Source organism: Bradyrhizobium agreste (assembly GCF_016031625.1).
Lineage (GTDB): Bacteria > Pseudomonadota > Alphaproteobacteria > Rhizobiales > Xanthobacteraceae > Bradyrhizobium > Bradyrhizobium agreste.
In genome coordinates, this window is record NZ_JACCHP010000002.1 from 117754 (window position 1) to 138710 (window position 20957).

At 64.7% G+C, this 20957-nt stretch carries 26 protein-coding genes; 12 read left to right on the forward strand and 14 right to left on the reverse strand.

Features of this window, described 5'->3' with window-relative positions; translation table 11 throughout:
* Positions 1 to 16: 16 nt before the first annotated feature.
* Both HZZ13_RS03240 and HZZ13_RS03245 read left to right on the forward strand, forming a co-directional pair.
* Positions 17 to 1075 carry an alcohol dehydrogenase gene (locus tag HZZ13_RS03240; RefSeq protein ID WP_197958217.1) on the forward strand — a complete coding sequence of 353 codons (1059 nt, stop codon included), beginning with the start codon at positions 17 to 19 and terminating at the stop codon, positions 1073 to 1075.
* A gap of 74 nt (positions 1076 to 1149) precedes the next feature.
* Positions 1150 to 1386, forward strand: a complete 237-nt coding sequence (locus HZZ13_RS03245) for a hypothetical protein (RefSeq protein WP_197958218.1) — start codon at positions 1150 to 1152, stop codon at positions 1384 to 1386.
* A 77-nt stretch (positions 1387 to 1463) separates the two neighbouring features.
* On the opposite strand, the gene HZZ13_RS03250 is transcribed toward HZZ13_RS03245, so the two are convergent.
* Positions 1464 to 2198 carry a Crp/Fnr family transcriptional regulator gene (locus tag HZZ13_RS03250; RefSeq protein ID WP_197958219.1) on the reverse strand — a complete coding sequence of 245 codons (735 nt, stop codon included), beginning with the start codon at positions 2196 to 2198 and terminating at the stop codon, positions 1464 to 1466.
* 157 nt (positions 2199 to 2355) lie between these two features.
* On the opposite strand from HZZ13_RS03250, the gene HZZ13_RS03255 reads away from it, so the two are divergent.
* Together HZZ13_RS03255 and HZZ13_RS03260 are read left to right on the forward strand one after the other, a co-directional pair.
* Positions 2356 to 2595, forward strand: a complete 240-nt coding sequence (locus HZZ13_RS03255) for a hypothetical protein (protein ID WP_197958220.1) — start codon at positions 2356 to 2358, stop codon at positions 2593 to 2595.
* An 18-nt stretch (positions 2596 to 2613) separates the two neighbouring features.
* Entirely contained in the window at positions 2614 to 3315 is a 702-nt protein-coding gene (locus HZZ13_RS03260; RefSeq protein WP_197958221.1) for a Crp/Fnr family transcriptional regulator, read from the forward strand.
* Here HZZ13_RS03260 and HZZ13_RS03265 read toward each other — a convergent pair.
* The 3 genes from HZZ13_RS03265 to HZZ13_RS03275 form a co-directional block, all read right to left on the reverse strand.
* Complete coding sequence (locus HZZ13_RS03265; RefSeq protein WP_197958222.1) at positions 3303 to 3914, reverse strand: cupin; 612 nt, start codon at positions 3912 to 3914, stop codon at positions 3303 to 3305. The genes HZZ13_RS03260 and HZZ13_RS03265 overlap by 13 nt on opposite strands.
* Positions 3915 to 4032: 118 nt before the next feature.
* On the reverse strand, positions 4033 to 4518 hold the full coding sequence (locus tag HZZ13_RS03270; RefSeq protein WP_197958223.1) for an SRPBCC family protein: 486 nt from the start codon (positions 4516 to 4518) through the stop codon (positions 4033 to 4035).
* Complete coding sequence (locus HZZ13_RS03275) at positions 4515 to 4832, reverse strand: ArsR/SmtB family transcription factor (RefSeq protein WP_197958224.1); 318 nt, start codon at positions 4830 to 4832, stop codon at positions 4515 to 4517. Before HZZ13_RS03275 ends, HZZ13_RS03270 begins: the two co-directional genes overlap by 4 nt.
* Before the next feature lie 267 nt (positions 4833 to 5099).
* Here HZZ13_RS03275 and HZZ13_RS03280 point away from each other — a divergent pair, with 267 nt between their 5' ends.
* A complete protein-coding gene (locus HZZ13_RS03280) occupies positions 5100 to 6329 on the forward strand; it encodes a hypothetical protein (protein WP_197958225.1) in 1230 nt (409 codons plus the stop codon).
* Here HZZ13_RS03280 and gmk read toward each other — a convergent pair.
* The 9 genes from gmk to HZZ13_RS03325 all read right to left on the reverse strand — a co-directional run bounded on the left by gmk (position 6262) and on the right by HZZ13_RS03325 (position 14881).
* Positions 6262 to 6921: a guanylate kinase gene (gene gmk / locus HZZ13_RS03285; protein ID WP_197958226.1), complete on the reverse strand. Its 660-nt coding sequence runs from the start codon at positions 6919 to 6921 to the stop codon at positions 6262 to 6264. The genes HZZ13_RS03280 and gmk overlap by 68 nt on opposite strands.
* 3 nt (positions 6922 to 6924) lie before the next feature.
* The gene (locus HZZ13_RS03290) at positions 6925 to 7812 is read right to left on the reverse strand and encodes a YicC/YloC family endoribonuclease (protein WP_197958227.1); all 888 of its coding nucleotides are present in this window, start codon (positions 7810 to 7812) and stop codon (positions 6925 to 6927) included.
* A gap of 115 nt (positions 7813 to 7927) precedes the next feature.
* Positions 7928 to 9211: an endolytic transglycosylase MltG gene (mltG, locus tag HZZ13_RS03295; protein WP_197958228.1), complete on the reverse strand. Its 1284-nt coding sequence runs from the start codon at positions 9209 to 9211 to the stop codon at positions 7928 to 7930.
* A 127-nt stretch (positions 9212 to 9338) separates the two neighbouring features.
* Positions 9339 to 10604: a beta-ketoacyl-ACP synthase II gene (gene fabF / locus HZZ13_RS03300; protein WP_197958229.1), complete on the reverse strand. Its 1266-nt coding sequence runs from the start codon at positions 10602 to 10604 to the stop codon at positions 9339 to 9341.
* A gap of 108 nt (positions 10605 to 10712) precedes the next feature.
* The gene (locus HZZ13_RS03305; protein WP_008551805.1) at positions 10713 to 10952 is read right to left on the reverse strand and encodes an acyl carrier protein; all 240 of its coding nucleotides are present in this window, start codon (positions 10950 to 10952) and stop codon (positions 10713 to 10715) included.
* 313 nt (positions 10953 to 11265) lie between these two features.
* Positions 11266 to 12003, reverse strand: coding sequence for a 3-oxoacyl-[acyl-carrier-protein] reductase (gene fabG / locus HZZ13_RS03310; protein ID WP_197958230.1), 738 nt, complete (start codon positions 12001 to 12003; stop codon positions 11266 to 11268).
* Between the two features lie 12 nt (positions 12004 to 12015).
* The gene (gene fabD / locus HZZ13_RS03315; RefSeq protein ID WP_197958231.1) at positions 12016 to 12975 is read right to left on the reverse strand and encodes an ACP S-malonyltransferase; all 960 of its coding nucleotides are present in this window, start codon (positions 12973 to 12975) and stop codon (positions 12016 to 12018) included.
* Positions 12976 to 13145: 170 nt separating this feature from the next.
* Positions 13146 to 14171: a fatty acid desaturase family protein gene (locus HZZ13_RS03320; protein WP_197958232.1), complete on the reverse strand. Its 1026-nt coding sequence runs from the start codon at positions 14169 to 14171 to the stop codon at positions 13146 to 13148.
* A 2-nt stretch (positions 14172 to 14173) separates the two neighbouring features.
* Entirely contained in the window at positions 14174 to 14881 is a 708-nt protein-coding gene (locus HZZ13_RS03325) for a TetR/AcrR family transcriptional regulator C-terminal domain-containing protein (protein WP_197958233.1), read from the reverse strand.
* Positions 14882 to 15026: 145 nt separating this feature from the next.
* Between HZZ13_RS03325 and HZZ13_RS03330 the strand changes: the two genes are divergently transcribed.
* From HZZ13_RS03330 to rplI, 7 genes are all read left to right on the forward strand, one after another.
* The gene (locus tag HZZ13_RS03330; RefSeq protein WP_197958234.1) at positions 15027 to 15527 is read left to right on the forward strand and encodes a MarR family winged helix-turn-helix transcriptional regulator; all 501 of its coding nucleotides are present in this window, start codon (positions 15027 to 15029) and stop codon (positions 15525 to 15527) included.
* A gap of 172 nt (positions 15528 to 15699) precedes the next feature.
* On the forward strand, positions 15700 to 16575 hold the full coding sequence (locus HZZ13_RS03335) for a Bug family tripartite tricarboxylate transporter substrate binding protein (RefSeq protein ID WP_311972593.1): 876 nt from the start codon (positions 15700 to 15702) through the stop codon (positions 16573 to 16575).
* A gap of 14 nt (positions 16576 to 16589) precedes the next feature.
* Entirely contained in the window at positions 16590 to 17615 is a 1026-nt protein-coding gene (locus HZZ13_RS03340) for a methyltransferase (RefSeq protein WP_197958236.1), read from the forward strand.
* A gap of 281 nt (positions 17616 to 17896) precedes the next feature.
* Positions 17897 to 18364, forward strand: coding sequence for a 30S ribosomal protein S6 (gene rpsF, locus HZZ13_RS03345; RefSeq protein WP_024338128.1), 468 nt, complete (start codon positions 17897 to 17899; stop codon positions 18362 to 18364).
* Between the two features lie 5 nt (positions 18365 to 18369).
* Complete coding sequence (gene rpsR, locus HZZ13_RS03350; protein WP_007592020.1) at positions 18370 to 18609, forward strand: 30S ribosomal protein S18; 240 nt, start codon at positions 18370 to 18372, stop codon at positions 18607 to 18609.
* Between the two features lie 135 nt (positions 18610 to 18744).
* Positions 18745 to 19716 (forward strand): DUF2232 domain-containing protein, encoded by a 972-nt coding sequence (locus HZZ13_RS03355; protein WP_197958237.1) that lies wholly within the window; start codon positions 18745 to 18747, stop codon positions 19714 to 19716.
* 50 nt (positions 19717 to 19766) lie between these two features.
* Complete coding sequence (gene rplI / locus HZZ13_RS03360; RefSeq protein ID WP_197958238.1) at positions 19767 to 20366, forward strand: 50S ribosomal protein L9; 600 nt, start codon at positions 19767 to 19769, stop codon at positions 20364 to 20366.
* 113 nt (positions 20367 to 20479) lie between these two features.
* Here rplI and HZZ13_RS03365 read toward each other — a convergent pair whose 3' ends face one another.
* Positions 20480 to 20947 carry a PaaI family thioesterase gene (locus HZZ13_RS03365; protein ID WP_197958239.1) on the reverse strand — a complete coding sequence of 156 codons (468 nt, stop codon included), beginning with the start codon at positions 20945 to 20947 and terminating at the stop codon, positions 20480 to 20482.
* Positions 20948 to 20957 lie beyond the last annotated feature (10 nt).

Sequence of the window (20957 nt, forward strand, 5' to 3'; positions counted from 1 at the left end):
TTCCGGAGGAAAGAAAATGGCGTTGATGCGTCGGCAGTCCCTGGTCAAGTTCGATGCGCCGCTGTGCGAGACCATCGTCGAGACGCCCAAGCCGCAAGGCCGTGAGGTCCTCGTCCGCATCGAGCGCTGCGGCCTCTGCCACTCCGATCTCCACATCCAGGATGGCTATGCCGATCTCGGCGGCGGCAAGAAGCTCGACACCACGCGCGGCATGACGCTGCCCTTCACGCTCGGCCACGAGATCGCGGGCGTCGTCGACGAGGTCGGCCCTGACGTTCCAGCAAGCCTCGTCGGCGCCAAGAAGGCGGTGTTTCCGTGGATCGGCTGCGGCCAGTGCCGCGACTGCGCTAATGGCGACGAGAACCTCTGCGTCAAGCAGCGCTTCCTCGGCGTCTCCATCGACGGCGGCTTCGCCACCCACGTGCTGGTCCCCGACGCCAAATATCTGCTCGACTACGATCCCCTGCCCGTGAACCAGGCCGCCACCTTGATGTGCTCCGGCGTCACGGCCTACGGCGCGCTCAAGCGCCTGGTCGACCGTCCGCGCCAGCGCAATTTGTTGCTGATCGGCCTCGGCGGCGTCGGCATGATGGGCCTGTCGTTCGCGCAGGCGATGTTCAAGCAACCGATCACGGTCGCCGACCTCTCGCCGGCCGCGCGCGAGACCGCGCTCAAGAACGGCGCGACTGTGGCCTACGATCCGGCCGAGCCGGAAGTGATCCGCCGCATCCTGAAGGAGACCGAGGGCGGCTTCGACGAGATCGTCGATTTCGCCGGCAACGAGAAGTCGATGGCCTTTGCCGTGGCGGTTGCCGCGCGCGGCGGCAAGATCGTGGTCTCCGGCCTGATGGGCGGCCAGTTCACGCTGCCGATGGTGCAATGGGTCTACAAGCGCATGACCATCGAAGGTTTCATGGTCGGAACGCTCGCCGAGGCTCACGAGCTGATGGCGCTCGCCCGCGCCGGCAAGATCAAGCCGACGCCGATGCGCGAGGAGCCGATGGGCGACGTGCAGAAATGGATCGACGAATTGCGCGCCGGCAAGGTCGTCGGTCGCATCGTCTTGAAGAACTGATCGCTGCGCGGCGGGTCCGAGGCCAGTCTAGCCCGCCGCACGGAACGCCTGCGGCCGCGCCGCGTTGGCTGCGCATGTCGATCCGTTGCACCGTCGAAAGCGCATTCTTCATCGCTTGGAGCTGCCTCGAGAAGAGCGGCGAGCTCGGCTCCCCCGACGCGAGCGCGAACTTCCTGCTCGACGCCATCGAGGCCCAGCTTCGAACCGGTGAGCGCCGGCCATTGATGCTCGCCAACAGGGCCATCGACGCGTACCGCGCGGCTGCGGCTCAGGGCCGACTGACGGGGGATCGGGAAGCCCGCTGCGGCTGATGACCCTCGCTGCGGTCGAGCCCGCCGAATCCCATGACGCGGTGGAGCGGCGACCGCGGAAAGCTGACGCCTCCGTCTCACCCACGCGGCGACTGCCGCTTCAGATGCAGATAGGCCGGACTGAAATCGCCGAGCCGCTGCAGCTCGCGCCATTTCAGCACCACCAGCTCGCCTTCACGAAGATCCATCGCGCCGCTGCGCCTGAGATCGGCGAGCGTCCGGTTCACCGTCGCGATTGCCATGCCGAGCGTCTCGCCGAGCTGCGCGAGGCTGATCGGCATGCGGCAGCGATTGCCGTGCACCAGCTGCGCGGCGCGGGCGCGGTAGAACAGCTCGCAAAACAGGTGCGCCATGCGCGTCTGCATCGGTCGGGCGCTGTTGTTGGTGATGGCCTCGCGAAAGATCGCGGCATCGCGCAGCGTCTCGCGCCAGACGGCGAGCCCGAAGGTCGGCCGCCGCCGGAACGCGATGAACAATTCGCGGTGCGGGATGAACGCGACCGATGCCGGCCCGAGCGCACTCAGCCCGTGATCCATCTGGTCGATGAACAGCCCCTGCGCGTCCGGAAGATCGCCGGTGAGATGGAATGCCAGATATTGCCGCCGCCCGCTGCCGAGCAGGTGATAACGGGCAACCATGCCGGAGACGACCAAAGCGGAATGCTCGGGTTCGTCGCCTTGACGGATGAAATCCTCATTGGATGCGAAATCGCGCAGCATGAAGGTCAGCGCGCGAATCTCGGCCATATCCTCGTCTGCGAGCGCCGTGTGCTCGCCGAGGTTCCGTATCAGCACGTCGTGAGCTTTTTCCATGGGGGCGCCAATAATCGCGCCGGTTCTATCAAATGATACGTCCGGCTTGTGTTCAGCGGACTAGAACGCCGATCGGAAGCACAGGTTGCTAACCGGCTTGCGACGCACCGATCGCAGCCACGCCATTCCCCCCGATTTCGGACGAGCCGGCCTTCTCATGAAAAGTACCACTCTCCTGGAGCGCATCCGCCGCCTGTTCGCGTCAGATGCCGGCGAGCATCTGGACAGCATCAGCGATGCCTTGCTGAAGGGAACGCTGAGGGAGCCGGTCCGGCCGATGTCGGATCAGGAGCTCGCCCGTGCCATCCGCGAGTTCCGCTCCGCGCCGGTTTCCGACTGGACGCTCGCGAAACTGTCGCGTCGCCTCGCGGAGGCGTCCGCGCCGCGGGACGGCTGAAAACAGCACGCGAGGCTCATGCCGCATCCGAAGTTCATCGCCCGCCTGCAGGCGATCGAAGGCCTGTCCGAGGACGAGCGCCGGCAGATCGCGGGCTTGCCGTCCACGCTGCGCCAGGTCGCGGATGGCGAGATCGTGCTGCGCCAGGGTGAGGCCGCGACCCGCTGCGTCTTCATCGTCAGCGGCTTCCTCTACCAGTCGCGCATCGTCGGCGATCGCAGCCAGACCCTCGCCTTCCATATTCCCGGCGACATGCCGTGCCTGCACACGCTGCTGGTCTCGCCGATGGACGCGGACCTCGTCGGGCTCGGCCCGACCATCGTCGGCACCGTCGCGCACAGCCAGCTCCGCCAGCTGCTCGACAGCTCCATCCATCTGACCCGCGCCTTCTGGCGCGAGACGCTGATCGATGCGGCGGTCTCGCGGCAATGGATCGCCCGCCTCGGCGCGCAGGCGGCGCTGCCCAAGGTCGCGCACCTCATCTGCGAGCTCGCCGCGAGGCTGGAGATCGTCGGCCTCGTCAAAGGCAATAGTTTCCAGATGCCGATGACGCAGCGCCACGTCGCGGACGCCTGCGGATTGTCGATCGTCCACGTCAACCGCACCATCCAGGAGCTGAGGCATCGCGGGTTGATCGCCTGGGACGGCAGTGAGATCGAGCTGCTCCAGCCCGACGAGCTGCGCCAGCTTGCGGATTTTACGCCGGATTATCTGGGCTGAGCGGTCCGCCACGCCTCGAGCAGCGGCCCGCCGCTCCCCAGCACGGGATCCGTCTTCGGCTTGCGGACCTTGGCGATGCGCTTGACCGCGTCGGGACGCTGACGCGTGTCGGTGCACTCGTCATAGGTGCCGTCCTGCGGGTAGGCGCCGACAACCAGAAAGTCCCGGCTGGAGTCGATCAGCCGGTGTCCGGTGCCCGCAGGCAGGACCAGCACGTCGCCGGCTTTTACATTCAGGATGCGGCCCTTGATCCCGCCGCACTCGATCCTCGCCGTGCCGCGCGCCACGCCCATCACTTCATGGACCTGCGAATGATAGTGGACGAAGTCATACACGGTGTCGCGCCACGACCGGCCCCAGCCGTTCGTGTCGAACAGCGTATCGATGACGACCTCGGGCGGAAAGCGCCGACCGTTCAGCTTCACCGCCCCGCGATAGAGCAGCGCCGGAAAGCGCGGATTGTTCGGCACGATGCCATCGTCGCGAAAGTGCATGGCCGTGGGCTTGCGGGCCCGCACCAGGCCCCGCAGCGCCGCTGCATCGGGCTGGTCCTCCACCAGCTTCTTGGCGAAGTTCTTGATCTGGTCCTTGACCGGCATGACGTCTCCTCAGCCGCGAACTAACGGCTGCGGAGGTGAGAAGTTTCCAGGCCCTGTCGAAGCAAAGCTCGACAGTGCCTCTCCACCTCATCACGACGCGGCGTTGGAAAGGAGCGCGTCAACCCATACCGGCAATCAGCTCGGCAAACCGCCGCAGATAGAGCGGCCAGCCCTGATCACTGTCGACGCCGCTGCGGACACCTTCCCAGCCCTCGCCATGCCGATCGAGGTGACGGTGCTCCAGCTCCAAGCGGGTCCGGCTTGGTGTCTCCGCAATGAACCGGACCTCCCATTCACTCGTCTTGGCGGGATCGGTTTCGATTTGCCAGCGCGGGCTGATGTCCCAGCTCAAGAGGACCCGATTGGGCGGCTCGAACGCCAACACGCGCGCCCAGCGGCATTCGCTACCGTCGATCCCGCGATCATAGATGCTTCCGCCCACGCGAAGTTCGAATACGGTCTCCGCGATGGGAACGGCGAGCAGATTGTGCTCGCGCGGCTTGAAGCTGCCGAAGTCTTCGGTGAAGACCTTGAACGCGCGCTCGATCGGCGCCTCGACGACGATGGAATGTTTGACAGGCGCAACCGACACCCGTGTGTTCATTTGGATCCCTCCGCTGGTTTTTCGACGGCTAATTTGTAAGCGGCCAGCGTGTCGCTCCAGAACCGGTCGAGCCACGCGCGCATCTGGCCGAGCCCCGCTGGATCGATGTGATAGACGTTGCTGGCGCCCTTCGGCTCTGCACGAACCAGGCGAGATTCGCGCAAGACCTTGAGATGCTGTGAGACGGCCGACTGGGACACGGGCAGCTGTCGCGTGATCTCAGCGACGGTGCGCGGCCGTGCACCGACAAGCTCGAAGATCCGCCTGCGGGTCGGATCGCCGAGTGCGGCCAGTTGTGCGCTGTCTTTAGCCATAACCACTCACCGCCCGACGCCATGTCTGTCCGAACTATGATAAGTTACTACTAATGATTAGTATAAACTAATTATCGTGTCAACCGGCTGAGGGCGTGGCGTGAAACTCTAATTTTGGCGTTGAAGAGTCTCGTCCGGCGGCGGAACAAACGCCGCGCAGGCCCGATTCAAGCCACATCCTCTCCGGATTTGCGGCTCATTGCCACCCAAGTCTTTGATGACAAAGGGGTGGTTAAGAGTTGCGTCATGCGTAACCGGGAGACCAGGATGGGCAACCGCACCGCAAAGTTCGTATCCGCGCTGGTCGGCAGCATCATTGCCGGCGCGCCATTGGCCGCGGTGTCGCAGAACGCGCCTGCACCATCGAGCACGGCCAACGCGGCACCCGACTGCCTGGCTTCGCCGAAGGATGCCGCGCCGCAGGGCCAGCACTGGTATTATCGCCTCGATCGCACGACGAAGCGGAAGTGCTGGTATCTGCGCGCCGCCGGTGAGAAGGAGGGCGCGAGGACCGCGCAGGCTGCGCAGACCACGAGCGATCCGCCGACCGCAGATACACCGGCCCCGCAGCAGCATCCGGTGCAGGACGCACGTGCCGAATATCTCACGCAGCGAAGCGGCGCCGCCCCCAAGACGCCGAACGCTCCTGCGCAAGCCGCCCCTGCGATACCGGTCCAACAATCCACGGACCAGGCCGCTGACGGCAACGCGCAGCAACCCGCCGGCGCCGCACCCTGGCCCGATGTCTCCACGACGTCCGCTCCCCCCGCCCCGCCGCCGGCACCGACCGTTGCCGCGACGGCCGCGCAGCCGAGCGCAAAGCCTTCGAAATCCTCCTCGCCCGTGGCACTCGCTGCGACCGACAACAGCCCGACTGACAAGCCGACCGGCTCGCTGCAGACGCTGCTGCTCGTGATCGGCGGCGCGCTGGCGCTCGCTGGAATCCTCGCCAGCCTCATCTACCGTTTCGCCGGAGCGCGCGTCCGCCTCCGGTCGGCGGACCGTCACGGGCGTTGGGACGATTGGCAAGCGCAGAACCAGGACGGAAGCCGTGCTCCCTGGCGCGATTCACCGCCGGCCGCCGCCCAGCCGCCGCGCCCGATCGACTTCGATGCGGCGCGTCCACAACCGACAAGACAAGCGACGAAACTCGCCGCGATCGGCCGCGAGATCGAGCTGATCGACGCGCGCAGGCAACGTGCCGCCGCTCCGGCCGCAGAGCCCGCCGAGACCAGAAGCAACAAGGTCGAGAACGAGATGGTCGAGAAGATATTCCAGCCCGTCGCCGCAGCGCCCAAGCTCGGCGCCGGCGAGATCGGCAAGGCTAACAATGACGCGCCGGCAGGTCGTGATGCCGATGCCGTCGACGTCGACGGCATCACGACGATGCTGGAACAGCTGGCCAAGCAAGGGCCGCGCCTGTCGCGGCCTAACCTTGAAGCTGACCTTGCAAACTTCGCACGAAGCCTACGAGGCCAATCCGCCGCTCGCGCTTGAGGCGTTCGGCCTTCAGGATCGACTGCACCTCGGCGAAGGCCTCGTCGACCGCGTGGTTGATCACGATGTAGTCGTACTCGGCCCAGTGACTCATCTCGTCACTGGCGCGGCTCATGCGCTTGCGGATCACCTCGTCGGAATCCTGCGCGCGCGAATGCAGGCGCTTCTCGAGGTCGGCTGCTGAAGGCGGCAGGATGAAGACGCTGACGACATCGGCGCGCGCCTTCTGCTTCAATTGCTGGGTCCCCTGCCAGTCGATGTCGAAAAGCACGTCCTGGCCAGCAGACAGCGCCGCCTCGACGGGTCCGCGCGGCGTGCCGTAGCTGTTGTCGAACACCGTCGCCCATTCCAGCAGTTCGTCGGCCTTGACCATTGCATCGAACGTCGTCTTGTCGACGAACGTGTAATCCTTGCCATTGACCTCACCCGGGCGCATCGGCCGCGTGGTCGCCGAGACCGACATTTTGAGGCCCGGCATCCGCTCGATCAAAAGACGCGACAGTGTCGTCTTGCCCGCGCCGGATGGCGAGGACAGCACGAACATCAATCCGCGCCGCTCGACACCGTCAGTTCCGTGACCGCCCGTCGTCATCGATCACTCCAGATTCTGCACCTGCTCGCGGAACTGCTCGACCACGTTCTTCATGGCGAGGCCCGTGTTGGTCAGCTCGATGTCGTTCGACTTCGAGCAGCAGGTGTTGACCTCGCGGTGAAACTCCTGCGCTAGGAAGTCGAGCTTGCGCCCGATCGGGCCGCCCTTGCCGATCAGCTCGCGTGCCTGCGCGAGGTGGGAGGCGATGCGGTCGAGCTCCTCGCGGATGTCGGACTTGGTCGCGATCAGGATCGCCTCCTGCATCAGGCGGTCGGAATCGAAACGGTCGGAGGTGTCGAGCAGCGCTGCGATCTGTTCAGCGAGCTTCGCCTTGATCGCCTCCGGCTTGCGGCCGGGCGCGGCTTCAGCTTTTTTCGCCAGCTGCTCGATCTCGTCGACGCGTTGGGTCAGGATTTGCCCGAGCGAGGCGCCCTCGCGCTTGCGCATCGCGACGAGCTCGTCGAGCGCCTTGTCGAAGGCCTCGGCCGCCGCGGCGCGCGCCGCCTTGTCCTCCTCCTCGTTGCCATCGGGCTCGGCGACCTCGACGACGCCCTTGATGGCGAGCAGGCCGTCGATGCTCGGCGCGACTGCGTCGACCTTTCCCGAGATCAGCGCGGCGGCCTTCAGCACCGCGTTGAGCACGTCCTCGTTGACGCGCACCGTTGCCGTGGCGTTGGTGCGCTTGACGTTGAGATTGGCGTAGACGGTGCCGCGCGAGAGCAGCTCGCCCGCGCGCTTCTTGGCATGGGCCTCGAGCTCGTCAAACCCCTGCGGCAGCCGCACGCGCAAGTCGAAGCCCTTGGCGTTGACCGACTTCAATTCCCATTCGAACGTGTACGGCCCGCTCGCGCCGTGGCTTCTCGCAAAGCCGGTCATGGACGACAGCGCCATCAGTTCAGATTCTCCAGGAACACGGGATTCGCGAGGCCATCAAGCCACGCGAATCTTAAGACTATTTTGCCGGAAAGTGGAATCCGCAATGCCCGCAGCTGGTCTGCGTGCAAGGCTAGCGCTGGACTACCGGCGGCGAGGCCTGCACTGCGCCCTGCCGGGCCGGTGCGGAATTGGCTGGACCGGCCGGGCGCGCCGACGGCGGCTTCTTCTGCTGATTGGGCCGTGCCGGCGTGGTCGCGGTCGGCGCGTCGGCGGCGCCAGGCGCAGCAACGGCCGGCGGCTGCGCGTCCTCGGCCGGCTCGACCGTGTCGTTCTGGATCTGCTTCTCCATCGCGCGGAGCTTGGCGACGTTCTTCTGGTGCGCGTCGTAGGTCTCGGTGAAGGCGTGCCCGCCGGTGCCGTCGGCGACGAAATAGAGATCGCGGGTGCGGGCCGGGTTGGCGGCGGCCTCCAGTGAGGCGCGGCCCGGATTGGAGATCGGGCCCGGCGGCAGGCCCTCGATCACATAGGTGTTGTAGGGCGAGGGCTGCGTGATCTCGCTGCGCTTGATCGGCCGGCCCAGCGTGCCCTTGCCGCCGACGAGGCCGTAGATGATGGTCGGATCGGACTGCAGCTTGATCCGCTGCTTCAGCCGGTTGACGAACACCGCGGCGACGCGGCTTCGCTCGTCCGCCTTGCCGGTTTCCTTCTCGATGATGGACGCCAGCGTGACCAGCTGCTCCGGCGTCTTCACCGGAATGTCCGGATTGCGGCGCTCCCAGATCTCCGTCAGCACGCGCTTGTGCGCCTGCTGCATGCGCTGGACCACCTGCTCGCGCGTCGTGCCGCGCGGGAATTTGTAGGTCTCCGGCAGCAGCGTGCCTTCGCGCGGCAACTCGCGCACGCTGCCGGTGAAGATGTCGTTGTCGGACAGCCGCGCCACGATCTGCTCGGAGGTCAGGCCTTCCGGTATCGTGACCGCGTGCTGCACCACCTTGCCCTCGACGATGGTCGCGATGACGTCACGCAGCGAAGCGTTCTTCTGGAACGAATACTCACCTGGCTTGAGGTCCGAGCTCGCCTTCAACGCGGCGACGCTGGCGATGAACACCCAGGGATTGACGTCGGTCACGCCTTCCCGGTTCAGCGTCTCGGCGATGTCGCGCTTGCCCGCACGCTGCGGGATGTTGACGATCTTGTCCTCCTTCAGCGGTCCGGGCGCCTCGAGCACCTGGCGGCCGTAATAATAGACGCCGCCGGCGCCGAGCATGGCGATCAGCAGAAGGGTGATGATGGCGTTGCCGACGATGACGAACGGATTGCGCGCACGGTCCGACCGCTTGGGCGGCGGCGGGAGTTGCTCGGGCTCGAGCGCGGCCCGCGGACTCCGGGGTGAAATGGGCGGCCTTTCACTCATCGAAACAACCTGAATCCTGCCGGTTCAATCGCGGCCCGACAATCGCTTGCCCTGCCAAAAACGCACGCGCCCACGTCCATGACTATCGCCGAATACGGCAAAACGGTGGATTCGTCTCAAACACAAACTAACTGACTAGGCGCCGGACGATCACCGACGCATTGGTACCGCCAAAACCAAAAGAGTTCGACAACGCGACGTTGACCTCACGCTGCTTTGCCTTGTGCGGCACGAGGTCGATCGCGGTCTCGACCGACGGATTGTCGAGATTGATCGTCGGCGGCACGACATTATCGCGAATCGCCAGAATCGCGAAGATCGCTTCGATCGCACCGGCCGCACCGAGCAGATGCCCGGTCGACGACTTGGTCGAGGACATCGCGACCTTGGAGGCGGCGTTGCCGAGCAGACGTTCGACCGCGCCGAGCTCGATCTCGTCGCCGAGCGGCGTCGAGGTGCCGTGCGCGTTGATGTAGTCGAGATCGGACGGCGTCAGCCCGGCGCGCTTCAGCGCGGCCGACATGCTGCGGAAGCCGCCGTCGCCGTCGGGCGAGGGCGAGGTGATGTGATAGGCATCGCCGGAAAGACCGTAGCCGATCACCTCGGCATAGATCTTCGCGCCGCGGCGCCTGGCGTGCTCCAGCTCTTCCAGCACGAGCACGCCGGCGCCCTCGCCCATCACGAAGCCGTCGCGGTCCTTGTCGTAGGGACGCGAGGCCTTCTCGGGCGTCTCGTTGAAACCGGTCGAGAGCGCGCGCGCGGCGTTGAAGCCGGCAATGCCGATCCGGCTGATCGGCGACTCGGCGCCGCCCGCGACCATCACGTCGGCATCGCCCAGCGCGATCAGGCGGGCAGCATCGCCGACCGCATGCGCGCCGGTCGAGCAGGCCGTGACCACCGCATGGTTCGGTCCCTTCAGCCCGTGGGCGATCGAGACGTAACCGGAGGCGAGATTGATCAGGCGGCCCGGAATGAAGAACGGCGAGACCCGGCGCGGTCCGCGCTCCTTCAGCAGGATCGCGGTGTCGGCGATGCCGTTGAGGCCGCCGATGCCGGAGCCGATCATGGTGCCGGTCGCACACTTGTCCTCTTCGGACTCGGGATGCCAGTTGGCGTCGTCGAGCGCCTGGCCGGCGGCGGCCATGCCGAAGATGATGAAGTCGTCGACCTTGCGCTGGTCCTTCGGCTCCATCCACTTGTCGGGATTGAAGCTGTCGTTCGACCCGTCGCCGCGCACGACCGTGCAGGCGATCTTGGTCTGCAGATCGGAGACATCGAAGCTCTCGATCCTGCGCGCACCGCTTTCGCCGTTGAGGATGCGTTTCCAGGTCGGCTCGACGCCACAGCCGAGTGGCGAGACCATGCCGAGACCCGTGACGACGACCCGCCTCATATCCGAAAACTCCGCATCGACAGATTCACGGCCAATAACAAGAAACCGGCTGGCCGCTGCGAAGCGGCCCGTCCGGTTTCAATGTTGTCCCCGCGAAATTGAAGAGCCTTAGCTCTTCGCGTTCTTCTCGAGAAACTTCGTAGCGTCGCCGACGGTGAGAATCGTTTCCGCAGCGTCGTCCGGAATCTCGCAACCGAATTCCTCTTCGAACGCCATCACCAGCTCGACGGTATCCAGACTGTCGGCGCCGAGGTCGTCGATGAAGCTCGCGTTGTCGACAACCTTCTCGGGTTCAACACCAAGGTGTTCGACCACGATCTTCTTAACCCGCTCGCCAATGTCACTCATTGCTTAACCTCGTGTTGTTCCCTGTAGACCCGACCCCCCGGGACGATACGAGCCGTCGTGGTCGTTTGACTGCCTTCGCTTACGAACTTTGATTTGGACCCATCCTAACCGATGCAGGCCCCGGCGAACGACGGCCAAAGGCTCCGCATCGCCAATATACAGGGTTTCAAAAACCTGCAATGGCGTTCTTTGCCCATCCGTTGAAGGTCCGGTTATCATACTTCAATTGCCTTGACTACAAGCCTCATTTCGCATCGGAAACGGCCGTTTGCCGCATGCCGCACCGCCCTGACAGGCGGCGCGGCACGCGGCGTCAGATCATGGCCATGCCGCCGTTGACGTGGATGGTCTGCCCGGTGACATAGGATGCTTCGTTCGAGCTCAGATAGACGGCGGCCGCCGCGATGTCCTCGGGCGTCCCCAGGCGGGCGGCGGGAACCTTGGTCAGAATCGTTTCGCGCTGCTTGTCGTTGAGCGCATCGGTCATCGGCGTCTTGATGAAGCCCGGCGCGATGCAGTTCGCTGTCACGCCACGCTTGGCGTATTCGGCCCCTAACGTCTTGATCATGCCGATCAGGCCGGCCTTCGACGCCGTATAATTGCCCTGCCCGGGATTGCCGGTGACGCCGACCACCGAGGTGATGGCGATGATGCGGCCGAAGCGCTTGCGCATCATCAGCTTGGTCGCGGCGCGGGCCAGGCGGAAGGTGGCGGTCAGATTGACGTTGATGACCTCGTCCCAGTCCTCGTCGCGAAGCTGCACGAAGAGATTGTCGCGCGTGATGCCGGCATTGGCGATGAGAATGTCGACCTGGCCCATCGCCGCTTCCGCAGCCGGCACCAGCGCCTCGACCTCGTCGGCCTTGGAGAGATTGCAGGGCAATACAAAGGCGCGTTCGCCAAGCTTGCCGGCAAGCTCGTCCAGCACCTCCTTGCGCGTCCCTGATATGGCGACGGTGGCGCCCTGCGCGTGCAGCGCCTGCGCGATCGCACCGCCAATGCCGCCGGTCGCGCCGGTGACGAGCGCCTTTCGGCCAGTCAGATCGAACATTGATGGACTCCTTTAAGCCTGCTTGGCAGCGGCCAATGCATCCTTGGCGGCGGCAATATCGTTCGGGCCGCCGACCGCAATGCCGACGGCGCCGTCCGCGATGCGCTTGACGAGACCCGTCAGCACCTTGCCGGCGCCGATCTCGAAGAAGCGGGTGACGCCCTGCCCGGCCATGTAAGCAACCGACTCGCGCCAGCGCACCGTGCCGGTGACCTGCTCGACCAGGCGGCGGCGGATCTCGTCGGGATCGGTGATGGCGCTCGCCAGCACGTTCGACACCAGCGGCGCGGCCGGCGCCTTGATCGTGACCTTCGACAGCGCCTCCGCCATGGTATTCGCAGCCGGCTGCATCAGCTTGCAATGGAACGGCGCGGACACCGGCAGCAGCATCGCGCGCTTGGCGCCCTTAGCCTTGGCGATCTCGACGGCGCGATCGACCGCGACCTTGTCGCCGGAGACGACGACCTGGCCGCCGCCATTGTCGTTGGCGGCCTGGCAGACCTGCCCCTGCGCCGCCTCGCCCGCGACCTCCATGGCCGCCTCGTAGTCGAGACCGAGCAGCGCGGCCATCGCGCCGGCGCCGACCGGGACGGCCTTTTGCATTGCAAGACCGCGGGTGCGAAGCAGACGCGCGGTATCCGAAACCGTCAGGCTGCCGGCCGCTGCCAGCGCCGAATATTCCCCGAGCGAGTGGCCGGCGACGAAGGCAGCGTCTCGTCCCACGGAAAAACCAGCCTCGGCCTCGAGCACGCGCAAGGTCGCGATGGACACCGCCATCAGCGCCGGCTGGGCGTTCTCGGTGAGCTGGAGGGTTTCGGCCGGACCGTCCCAGATGATGGCCGTCAGCTTCTCGCCGAGCGCGGCATCGACCTCATCGAACACGGCGCGCGCCGCCGGAAAGGCGTCGGCCAGGGCCTTGCCCATGCCGACCGCCTGGGAACCCTGCCCAGGAAATGTGAATGCAGCCGTCATCGGCGCTCCCTGCTGTCAGGCATGATCCCTGTCGAGAACCGACAGCCGATTACGCCCGGCCTTGGGCCATGGTTCCGGATCATGCTCCAAAGGGGGCCGTAGACACCGTCCGGGGCCGCACTGTCAAGCCAAGACGGGAACTTGGAGCCGCATTCAACGGGGAATAAGCCTCAAAACCCGCCCGCGGTCTGGTTGGCATCGACGACCGCACCTGCTCGCGCGCGGCGCGCACTGCTGACGAGTTGTCCCGGCCGATCCTCGCGGTCCGGCTTTGCCGTCGCCAACCGCAGCACCGAAGCGTAGTTCGGCTGCACTTCCATGCGGCCCGCGTACCGGCTCGCACTCAATAGCCGGTGCACCTTCGGCAGATTGTAGCAGGGCACGTAGAACAACAGATGATGCTCGAGGTGAAAGTTCACGTAATACGGCGCGATGAACAGGCGCTCGAGAAAATTGGCATGCGTCGTGCGCGTGTTGCGCAAGGGGTCGCTGCTATCGGGGACGACGGCGTGCTCGGCGATGTTGCGGATGCGGGTGATGACCATCATCCAGGTCAGCAGCGGTACCAGCCATAGCAACGGATAGGCCCACCACACGCCGGCCGCCGCACACGCGGCGAACATGATCGCGTTGACCACACATTGCGGGCCGAGCTTCTCCCAGAAATGCGCCGCACGCTGCCGCCACGGCCAGTCTCTTGGTCCCAGCGCGTTGAGCAGCTGCGCCTTGCGCTGCTGATAGCCGGTCTGCCCGGTGATGTCGCGGACGAACTTGCGGCGATAGCTCAACTTGGTGATTGGGAACGGGGCCGACAGCACGAGATCGGGGTCGTCCTCCTGCTGGGTGCGCGCATGGTGCTGAAGGTGATAGCGGCGGTAGCTGCGCGTTTCCGCAAACAGCGGATAGGCACAGAACCACTGGCTCAGCGCCAGATTGGTTTTCTCGTCGGGGGACAGGCAGCCATGGGCACCGTCATGCATCAGGATCGCAAGGCCGAGCTGGCGCGAGCCGATGATGGCGACGGCGAAGACATAGGTGAGCGGATTGGGCCACCACGCGACCAGCGCGATGGCACCAATGATCAGCGCCCAGGCGTGCGCGATCAGCGCGGCGCCTTTCCACGTCGCGCGCTGGCGCACCTCGGCCAATTGATCATCGGTCAGGAAATCGCGGGCACGCATGCGAAGCGCAGTCATGGCTAACCCTTTCCATTCGAATGGTCGGATGCCTCACGCGCCTCGACGAGACGCAGGCGCCCGGTGTCGCCACTGGATTTCGCCTGCTCGCCCAGCACGCGCAGCATCTCGGCGCAAAGCTCCTCGGGCGAGCGGCCCATCGCATAGCCTTCGAGAATGACGCCGATGGCGACCGCCCAGAAGCGCCGCGAGCTTTCGTCGGGCGCGCGCAGCGAGCGCCAGCCGTGCCGCTCGACCTGCCCCGCATAAGCGCGCGCACCCTCGCTGTGCAGGCGCTCGATGGTGCGCTCCACCAGTGGCGCCAGATCCTGGCGACGCCGCGTCAGCGTCAGCGCCTCGGCGAAGAAGGCGACCGAATCGCTCGCCGTCACGGTCTCGGCCAGCGCGTGGGTGTATTCCCCGGGCGTCCGCGCCTTGAGCGCCGCCTGCTCGGTGGCGCGCGCCAGGTACAACAGATCGCGGCAGGCGCATTCGACGAACAGCGCCTCCTTGGTGCGGAAGTAATAGGTGATCTGGCTCGGGAATGCGTCCGCCGCAGCCGCGATGTCGGTGATCGCCGTGCCGGACAGCCCCCGCTCGCGAAACAGCGGGCTCGCGGCATCCAGCAGCAGCGAGCGCATCCTGCGGCCAGCCGACCGCGTCGCGCGTGAAGCATGCTTCGGATCGTCGAGCGCTGCCTCTGTGGGCGTTCGGACAGATTTGGTCACCATCGACGCCTCATTTTGAGTTATTTGTATGATATACAAACAAACAAATCAAGCCGCAACCGCATCAACCGCAATGCTGCCAGAAGGCCATTGTGCTCAGCACAAAAGGTAAGTATTCTAATCATAAGAATACTTAGTTAGGTGGACCATGGATGAGTTGTCAGTCCTGCCGTCGCACCGCGTTCCAGCCCATTTGGCGAGGCGCTTTCATCAGATCTGCCTCGGCGTGACATCGGAAATCCTGACGAGGGAAGACCTGACCCCCCTCCTTTGGGGCGTGCTCGTGGCTGTGCTGGAGGAGCCGGGACGCACGCAGCGTCATTTTGCGCGACGAACGGGCACCGATCCCGTCAGCCTCGGACAGATGATCGATTTTCTGGAGCAACAGGGACTTGTGGTGCGCACGGCGTCTCCCGAAGATCGCCGCGCCCACCACGTCAACCCAACCAGCCGCGCGCGAAAGCTGCGCGAGAGGCTGCGTCCGGTGCTGCTCTCCGCACAGGATCGGCTGCTGAAAACTCTATCCAGGCCGGAGCAAGAGCTGCTCATCGACCTCCTGACCCGCGTCGTGGAGTCGAACGGAGCCTATGCAAAGCCAGGCAACGGCCGGCGACCGCCCAACCGAAAGACCAGCCAACTCGGGAACTGAGGAGCACGCAATGCTAGCGGCATATCTTCCTGTCAGACCTGCAACCCACTCTCGCACACGTGAAGCAACTGCGCGTTCGAACAAATGGCATCTCTGGCTGGCGGTGTTTTGTGTGGTTCTGCTTGAGCAGGTCACCAGCGGCGCTGCACACGCTGGTTGGCCGGAACGGAGCGTGAAGATCGTCGTCACGTTCCCGCCTGGCAGTGCGAACGATGCTGCAGCGAGAGTCTTTGCAGCGAGCCTGTCCAACAAATGGGGCAAGCCCGTCGTCGTCGAAAACAAGCCCGGAGCCGAGGGAACGTTAGGAGCCGCATCGGTCGTTTCCGGGCGCGACGATCACACCCTCCTCTACACTGTCGCAGATTCTGTGTCCGTCGCGCCCTCGCTGGTCGATAATTTGCCCTACGATCCCGATCACGACTTGAAGCCGATCTCGTCGACGACGTCCATCGTCCTCACCCTCGCGGTCAGCAACGCCCTGGCTGCAAACAGTATCGACGAGCTGATTGCAATCATTCGGGCAAATCCTGGGAAATTTACATGGACTTCCGGTCCCTCGTTGCCTCGCTACGTATTTGCCTCGTTTCTCAGGCGCAACGATTTGCAGATGACGTTCCTTGGATATCGCGACGCGGCGCAGCCCCAGGCGGATCTCGGTGAAGGTAGAATTCAGGTGCTCGTGACATCGCTTACCGCCTCGGCAGCTCCCGTTCAGATGGGCAAGGCGCGTTATCTGGCCGTTCTCAATCCGACAAGAGCCGCCGCGCTGCCGGACTTGAAGACCGCGCGCGAACTCGGCCATCCCGAATTGGAGATCGACGGCCTTGGTGGAATTTTCGGCAGTAACACAATTCCTGAGACCACGCGTTCCCAGATCGAGAAGGACGTGGCGGCAGTTTGCGCCATGAGGGATGTTCGCGAGAAACTCGAGGCGGGCGGCCACAACGTCCTGGACGGCTCCGCTGATCAATTGAGAGCCGGCATCAAGATGCAGCGGCAGTGGCTCGCCGAGATCACCAGGATCGTCGACATCCGCAACGCTCAATAGAGATGGAGTGGCTCATGCCTTCGTCGCCAACCACCGCCGCCAGACTCCTCGATCTCATTCAGTCTCATCGCATCACTGCGCTGATCTATGTGGCCGTGAAGCTCGAACTCGCCGAGTCGCTACGGCAGGGCCCCAAAGCCCTTGATGAGCTTGCGCGGACGTTGGATGCCGACAAGGGAGCGCTGAGACGCTTTCTCAACGCTCTTGTGACGCTGGATCTTCTGTCACTTGACGGCCCTGATAGCTATTCACTCACCGAGATCGGTGCAACACTGGACGCAGATGCCCCCTGCTCCCTTAGAAACTGGACGATCTTCGAGGTCGAGATGTTGGCAAGGAATTGGGCTGGCATGATCGACACGATCAAGAGCGGCAAGACGGCGGCTGAGCTCCGCGGGTTTGCGTCGAGCTTCGATATGATGGCGCAGTCTCCTCAGAATGTGGATATCTTCAACGCCGCCATGGTCGACCTCACCCGCTCGGTCACACCGTCAATCGTCGACGCATATGACTTTGGCAGGTTCACCCGACTGCTGGACGTAGGCGGCGGATCCGGTGAACTCCTGACACATATTGCAAAGGCATGTCCAAACCTGCAGGGATTCGTCTTTGACCTGGCGCGATGTGAAGCGAGCGCGAGAGCGCATCTCGTCGGGCAGCACATCGACGATCGCGTTACCTTCATCAGCGGCGATTTCTTTCACGCAATTCCCGCTGTCGCTGACGCCATTGTGCTCAAGAGCGTGATCCACGACTGGGATGACAACCGAAGCGAGGTTATCCTGACCAATTGCCGGAAGGCTCTGCCGGGCACCGGCACAATTCTGCTGATTGAACGGATAATGCCGGATCCGCCGCGTGCGACCGAGGAGGACAGAGCCCATGCCCTCAGCGATCTCAATATGCTCAGAGGACCTGGCGGGCAGGAGCGGACGATCACCGAATTCCGCGAATTGCTTGCCCGCTCCGGCTTTGAATTCACCGCCGCCCATCCGGCCGGCCGTTTTTGCCTGATCGAGGGCCGCGCCTTGGCAGGGTAAAGGCTTCTCATCCTGTTTCGTCAACAAAATCAATAAATTAATATGATGCCACTGATGAAACCTTGCAAAGCCGGCCAAAATCCGTATAAGGCGCCCATCCGCAGACCCCGGCCGGGAGCTGAACGGACGGTCTCAGCAAATCATTCGTGATTTTGGTGTGGCAGGGCCAGTCGGCCCGTCGTCCCGTGTTTCCGCCTTCTGAGCTTGATCCCAGAGTCCTTTCCGAAGGCCTCTTAAGGGTTTGACGCCGGGCGATGCGCCAACATGAGGAAAGGACGACCATGCCTCTTTACGAGCATGTTTTTCTCGCGCGTCAGGACGCGAGCCCGCAGCAGGTCGAAGAGCTGACTGCGCAGATGACCGGTATCGTCGAGGGTCTCGGCGGCAAGGTCACCAAGACCGAGAATTGGGGCGTGCGCTCCCTCACCTACCGCATGAACAAGAACCGCAAGGCGCACTTCGTGCTGCTCAACATCGACGCGCCGTCCGCGGCGATCGCCGAGATCGAGCGCCAGGAGCGCATCAGCGAGGACGTGATCCGCTATCTCAGCGTCCGCGTCGAGGAGCTCGAGGAAGGCCCGTCCGCGATGATGCGCAAGGCCGACCGCGACCGCGAACGTGACGATCGCGGCGGTGGCTTCCGCGGCGAGCGTGAAGGCGGCTTCCGTGGCGACCGCGAGGGCGGTTTCCGCGGCGATCGCGGTCCGCGCCGTCCGCGCGATGAAGCTGAAACCACGGATGGGGAGTAAGACCAATGGCTGAAGCTGGTGCACGTCGCCCGTTTTTCCGTCGTCGCAAGAGCTGCCCGTTCACGGGCGCCAATGCTCCGAAGATCGACTACAAGGACTCCAAGCTCTTGATGCGTTACGTCTCCGAACGCGGCAAGATCGTGCCGAGCCGCATCACCGCGGTGTCCGCGAAGAAGCAGCGTGAGCTCGCCCGCGCCATCAAGCGCGCGCGCTTCCTGGGCCTGTTGCCCTACGTCATTCGCTGATACGACCAATTCGACCGGCGGACGCTTGCGCCGCCGGTCGCGACTTTTCTGAACTCATAAGGCTTCCGGGTCGTCCGGTCGCCGATGGTTGGGGCAAACGATGCCTCTAACCGCTCGAAGGGAGCGGGACAGCTGATGATGGCCTTTGGACTGATCGCCCTGATCGCCGGCGCTGCGTCGGCCCTGATGTTCGCCTCGATCATATCGGGCGCGCTGATCTCGCTCGTCCTGTTCTATCTCGCTCCGCTCCCTCTGATGGTCGCCGCGATCGGCTGGGGCCCGCTTTGCGCCAGTCTCGGCGGCATCGCTGCCGCGATCGGCCTTGGCGCCCTGTTCGGCCTGCCCTATTGCATCGCCTTCGCCGTCACCGTCGCGCTGCCGGCCTGGTGGCTCGGCCATCTCGTCCTGCTCGGACGTCAGGTGGGAAGCGCTGCACCTGCCACCGGCACCTCCGCGGCGCCCGACATCGAGTGGTACCCGGTCGGCCGCATCCTGCTCTGGATTGCAGGCTTCGCCACCCTGACCACGATGGCCGCTCTGCTCACGCTTGGGACCGACGCGGAGACCATCACCGGCACGTTGCGCCGCGGCCTGATGCGCCTCCTGCGCGCCACCGACCCGCAAACGTCGGGCGAAGCCAGTCAATTCGTCGACGCGATGGTGCGCATCGCACCGGCCGCCGCCACCATCGCTGCGACCATGACGCTCACTCTCAACCTCTGGCTCAGCGCCAAGGTGACCGCGACGTCGGGCCGGCTGCGCCGTCCCTGGCCGGACCTCAAGACCACCGAGCTGCCGCAGATGACGCTGGTGGTGCTGTGCGTCTCTCTTGCCTTCTGCTTCACCGGCGGGCTGCTTGCCATCGTGGCGCAGATCGCCACCGCCGCCCTGATGATGAGCTATGCGCTGGCGGGTTTCGCCGTATTGCATACCCTGACGCTCGCGCTGAACGGCCGCACGTTCTGGCTTGGCTCGACCTATGCCGCCGTCGTCGTGTTCGGATGGCCCGTGGTCGCGATTGTGATCCTCGGGCTTGCGGATGCTGTGTTCGGCTTGCGCGCGCGCTACCTGCGCAGCCGGCAGCCGCCACCACTGCCTACCCCCTGAGTTCAACCCCGAAACTGAAACCTAACAGAGCACTTCAAAAGGAGAACGAAATGGAAGTCATTTTGCTGGAACGCGTCAACAAGCTCGGCCAGATGGGCGAAGTCGTGAAGGTTCGCGACGGCTATGCCCGCAATTTCCTGCTCAAGCGCGGCAAGGCGCTGCGTGCCACCGCCGACAACCGGGCCAAGTATGACGGCATGAAGGCCGAGCTCGAAGCGCGCAACCTCAAGGCCAAGGGCGAAGCGTCCAAGGTCGCCGAGAAGATCGAGGGCAAGAACATCATCGTGATCCGCCAGGCCTCCGAAGCCGGTCAGCTGTTCGGCTCGGTCACGGTGCGCGACATCGTCATGGCATTCGAGACCGATGGCGTCCATCTCGACCGGCCGCAGGTGCAGCTCGATGCGCCGATCAAGACCATCGGCAAGCACACGGTCACCGTTGCCGTTCACCCCGAGGTCGAGGTCGAGATCACCGTGACGGTCGCCCGCAGCCAGGACGAGGCCGAGCGCATCAACCGCGGCGAGGACATCTCGACCCGCAACGAGGATCGCGACGCGGCCGCCGAGGCGATCGCCGCCGCCGGCGAGTTCTTCGATCCGGAAGCCCAGCACGAGGACGTCGTGCCGGCACCGGCTGCGGAAGAGAAGTAAGTCGCTACTCGTCATGCGCGGGCTTGACCCGCGCATCCATCGTCAAAGAATCTTCTTGATGGATTGCCGGGTCAAGCCCGGCAATGACGAAGAAACAACGAAGCCCGGCTGCCTCAGGCGGCCGGGCTTTTCGTTTTCGCAGCGACCTCCTCGCTCAGCATCGCGATCGAGGCCAATGCGGTGGCCGTGTGCTTCTCGACGCCGTCGCTGACGCAGAATACATCGGCCGCGACCACCGCGACCTGGCGGCCGGGCTTGATCACCCGGGCGCGGCAGATCAGCTTCTCGCCGACCGCGGGCGACAACAGATTGAGCTTGTATTCCGCCGTCAGCGCCGGCTGGCCGCGCGAGGTGGCGGCTGCGATCGTCGTGGCATTGTCGACCAGGAAGGCGGTGACGCCGCCGTGGAAGAAGCCGTGCTGCTGCAACAGCTCCGGCCGGCGCTCCACGGCGATGGTGCAGGTGCCACGCGACAATTCGGAGAGTTTTGCGCCGACCAGATTCATGAAACCCTGTCGGCCGACATTGGCGTGGATGCGCTCGGCAATCGGCGCAAAGTCCGGATCAGCTGCGGCCCGCATGCGGTCTCCC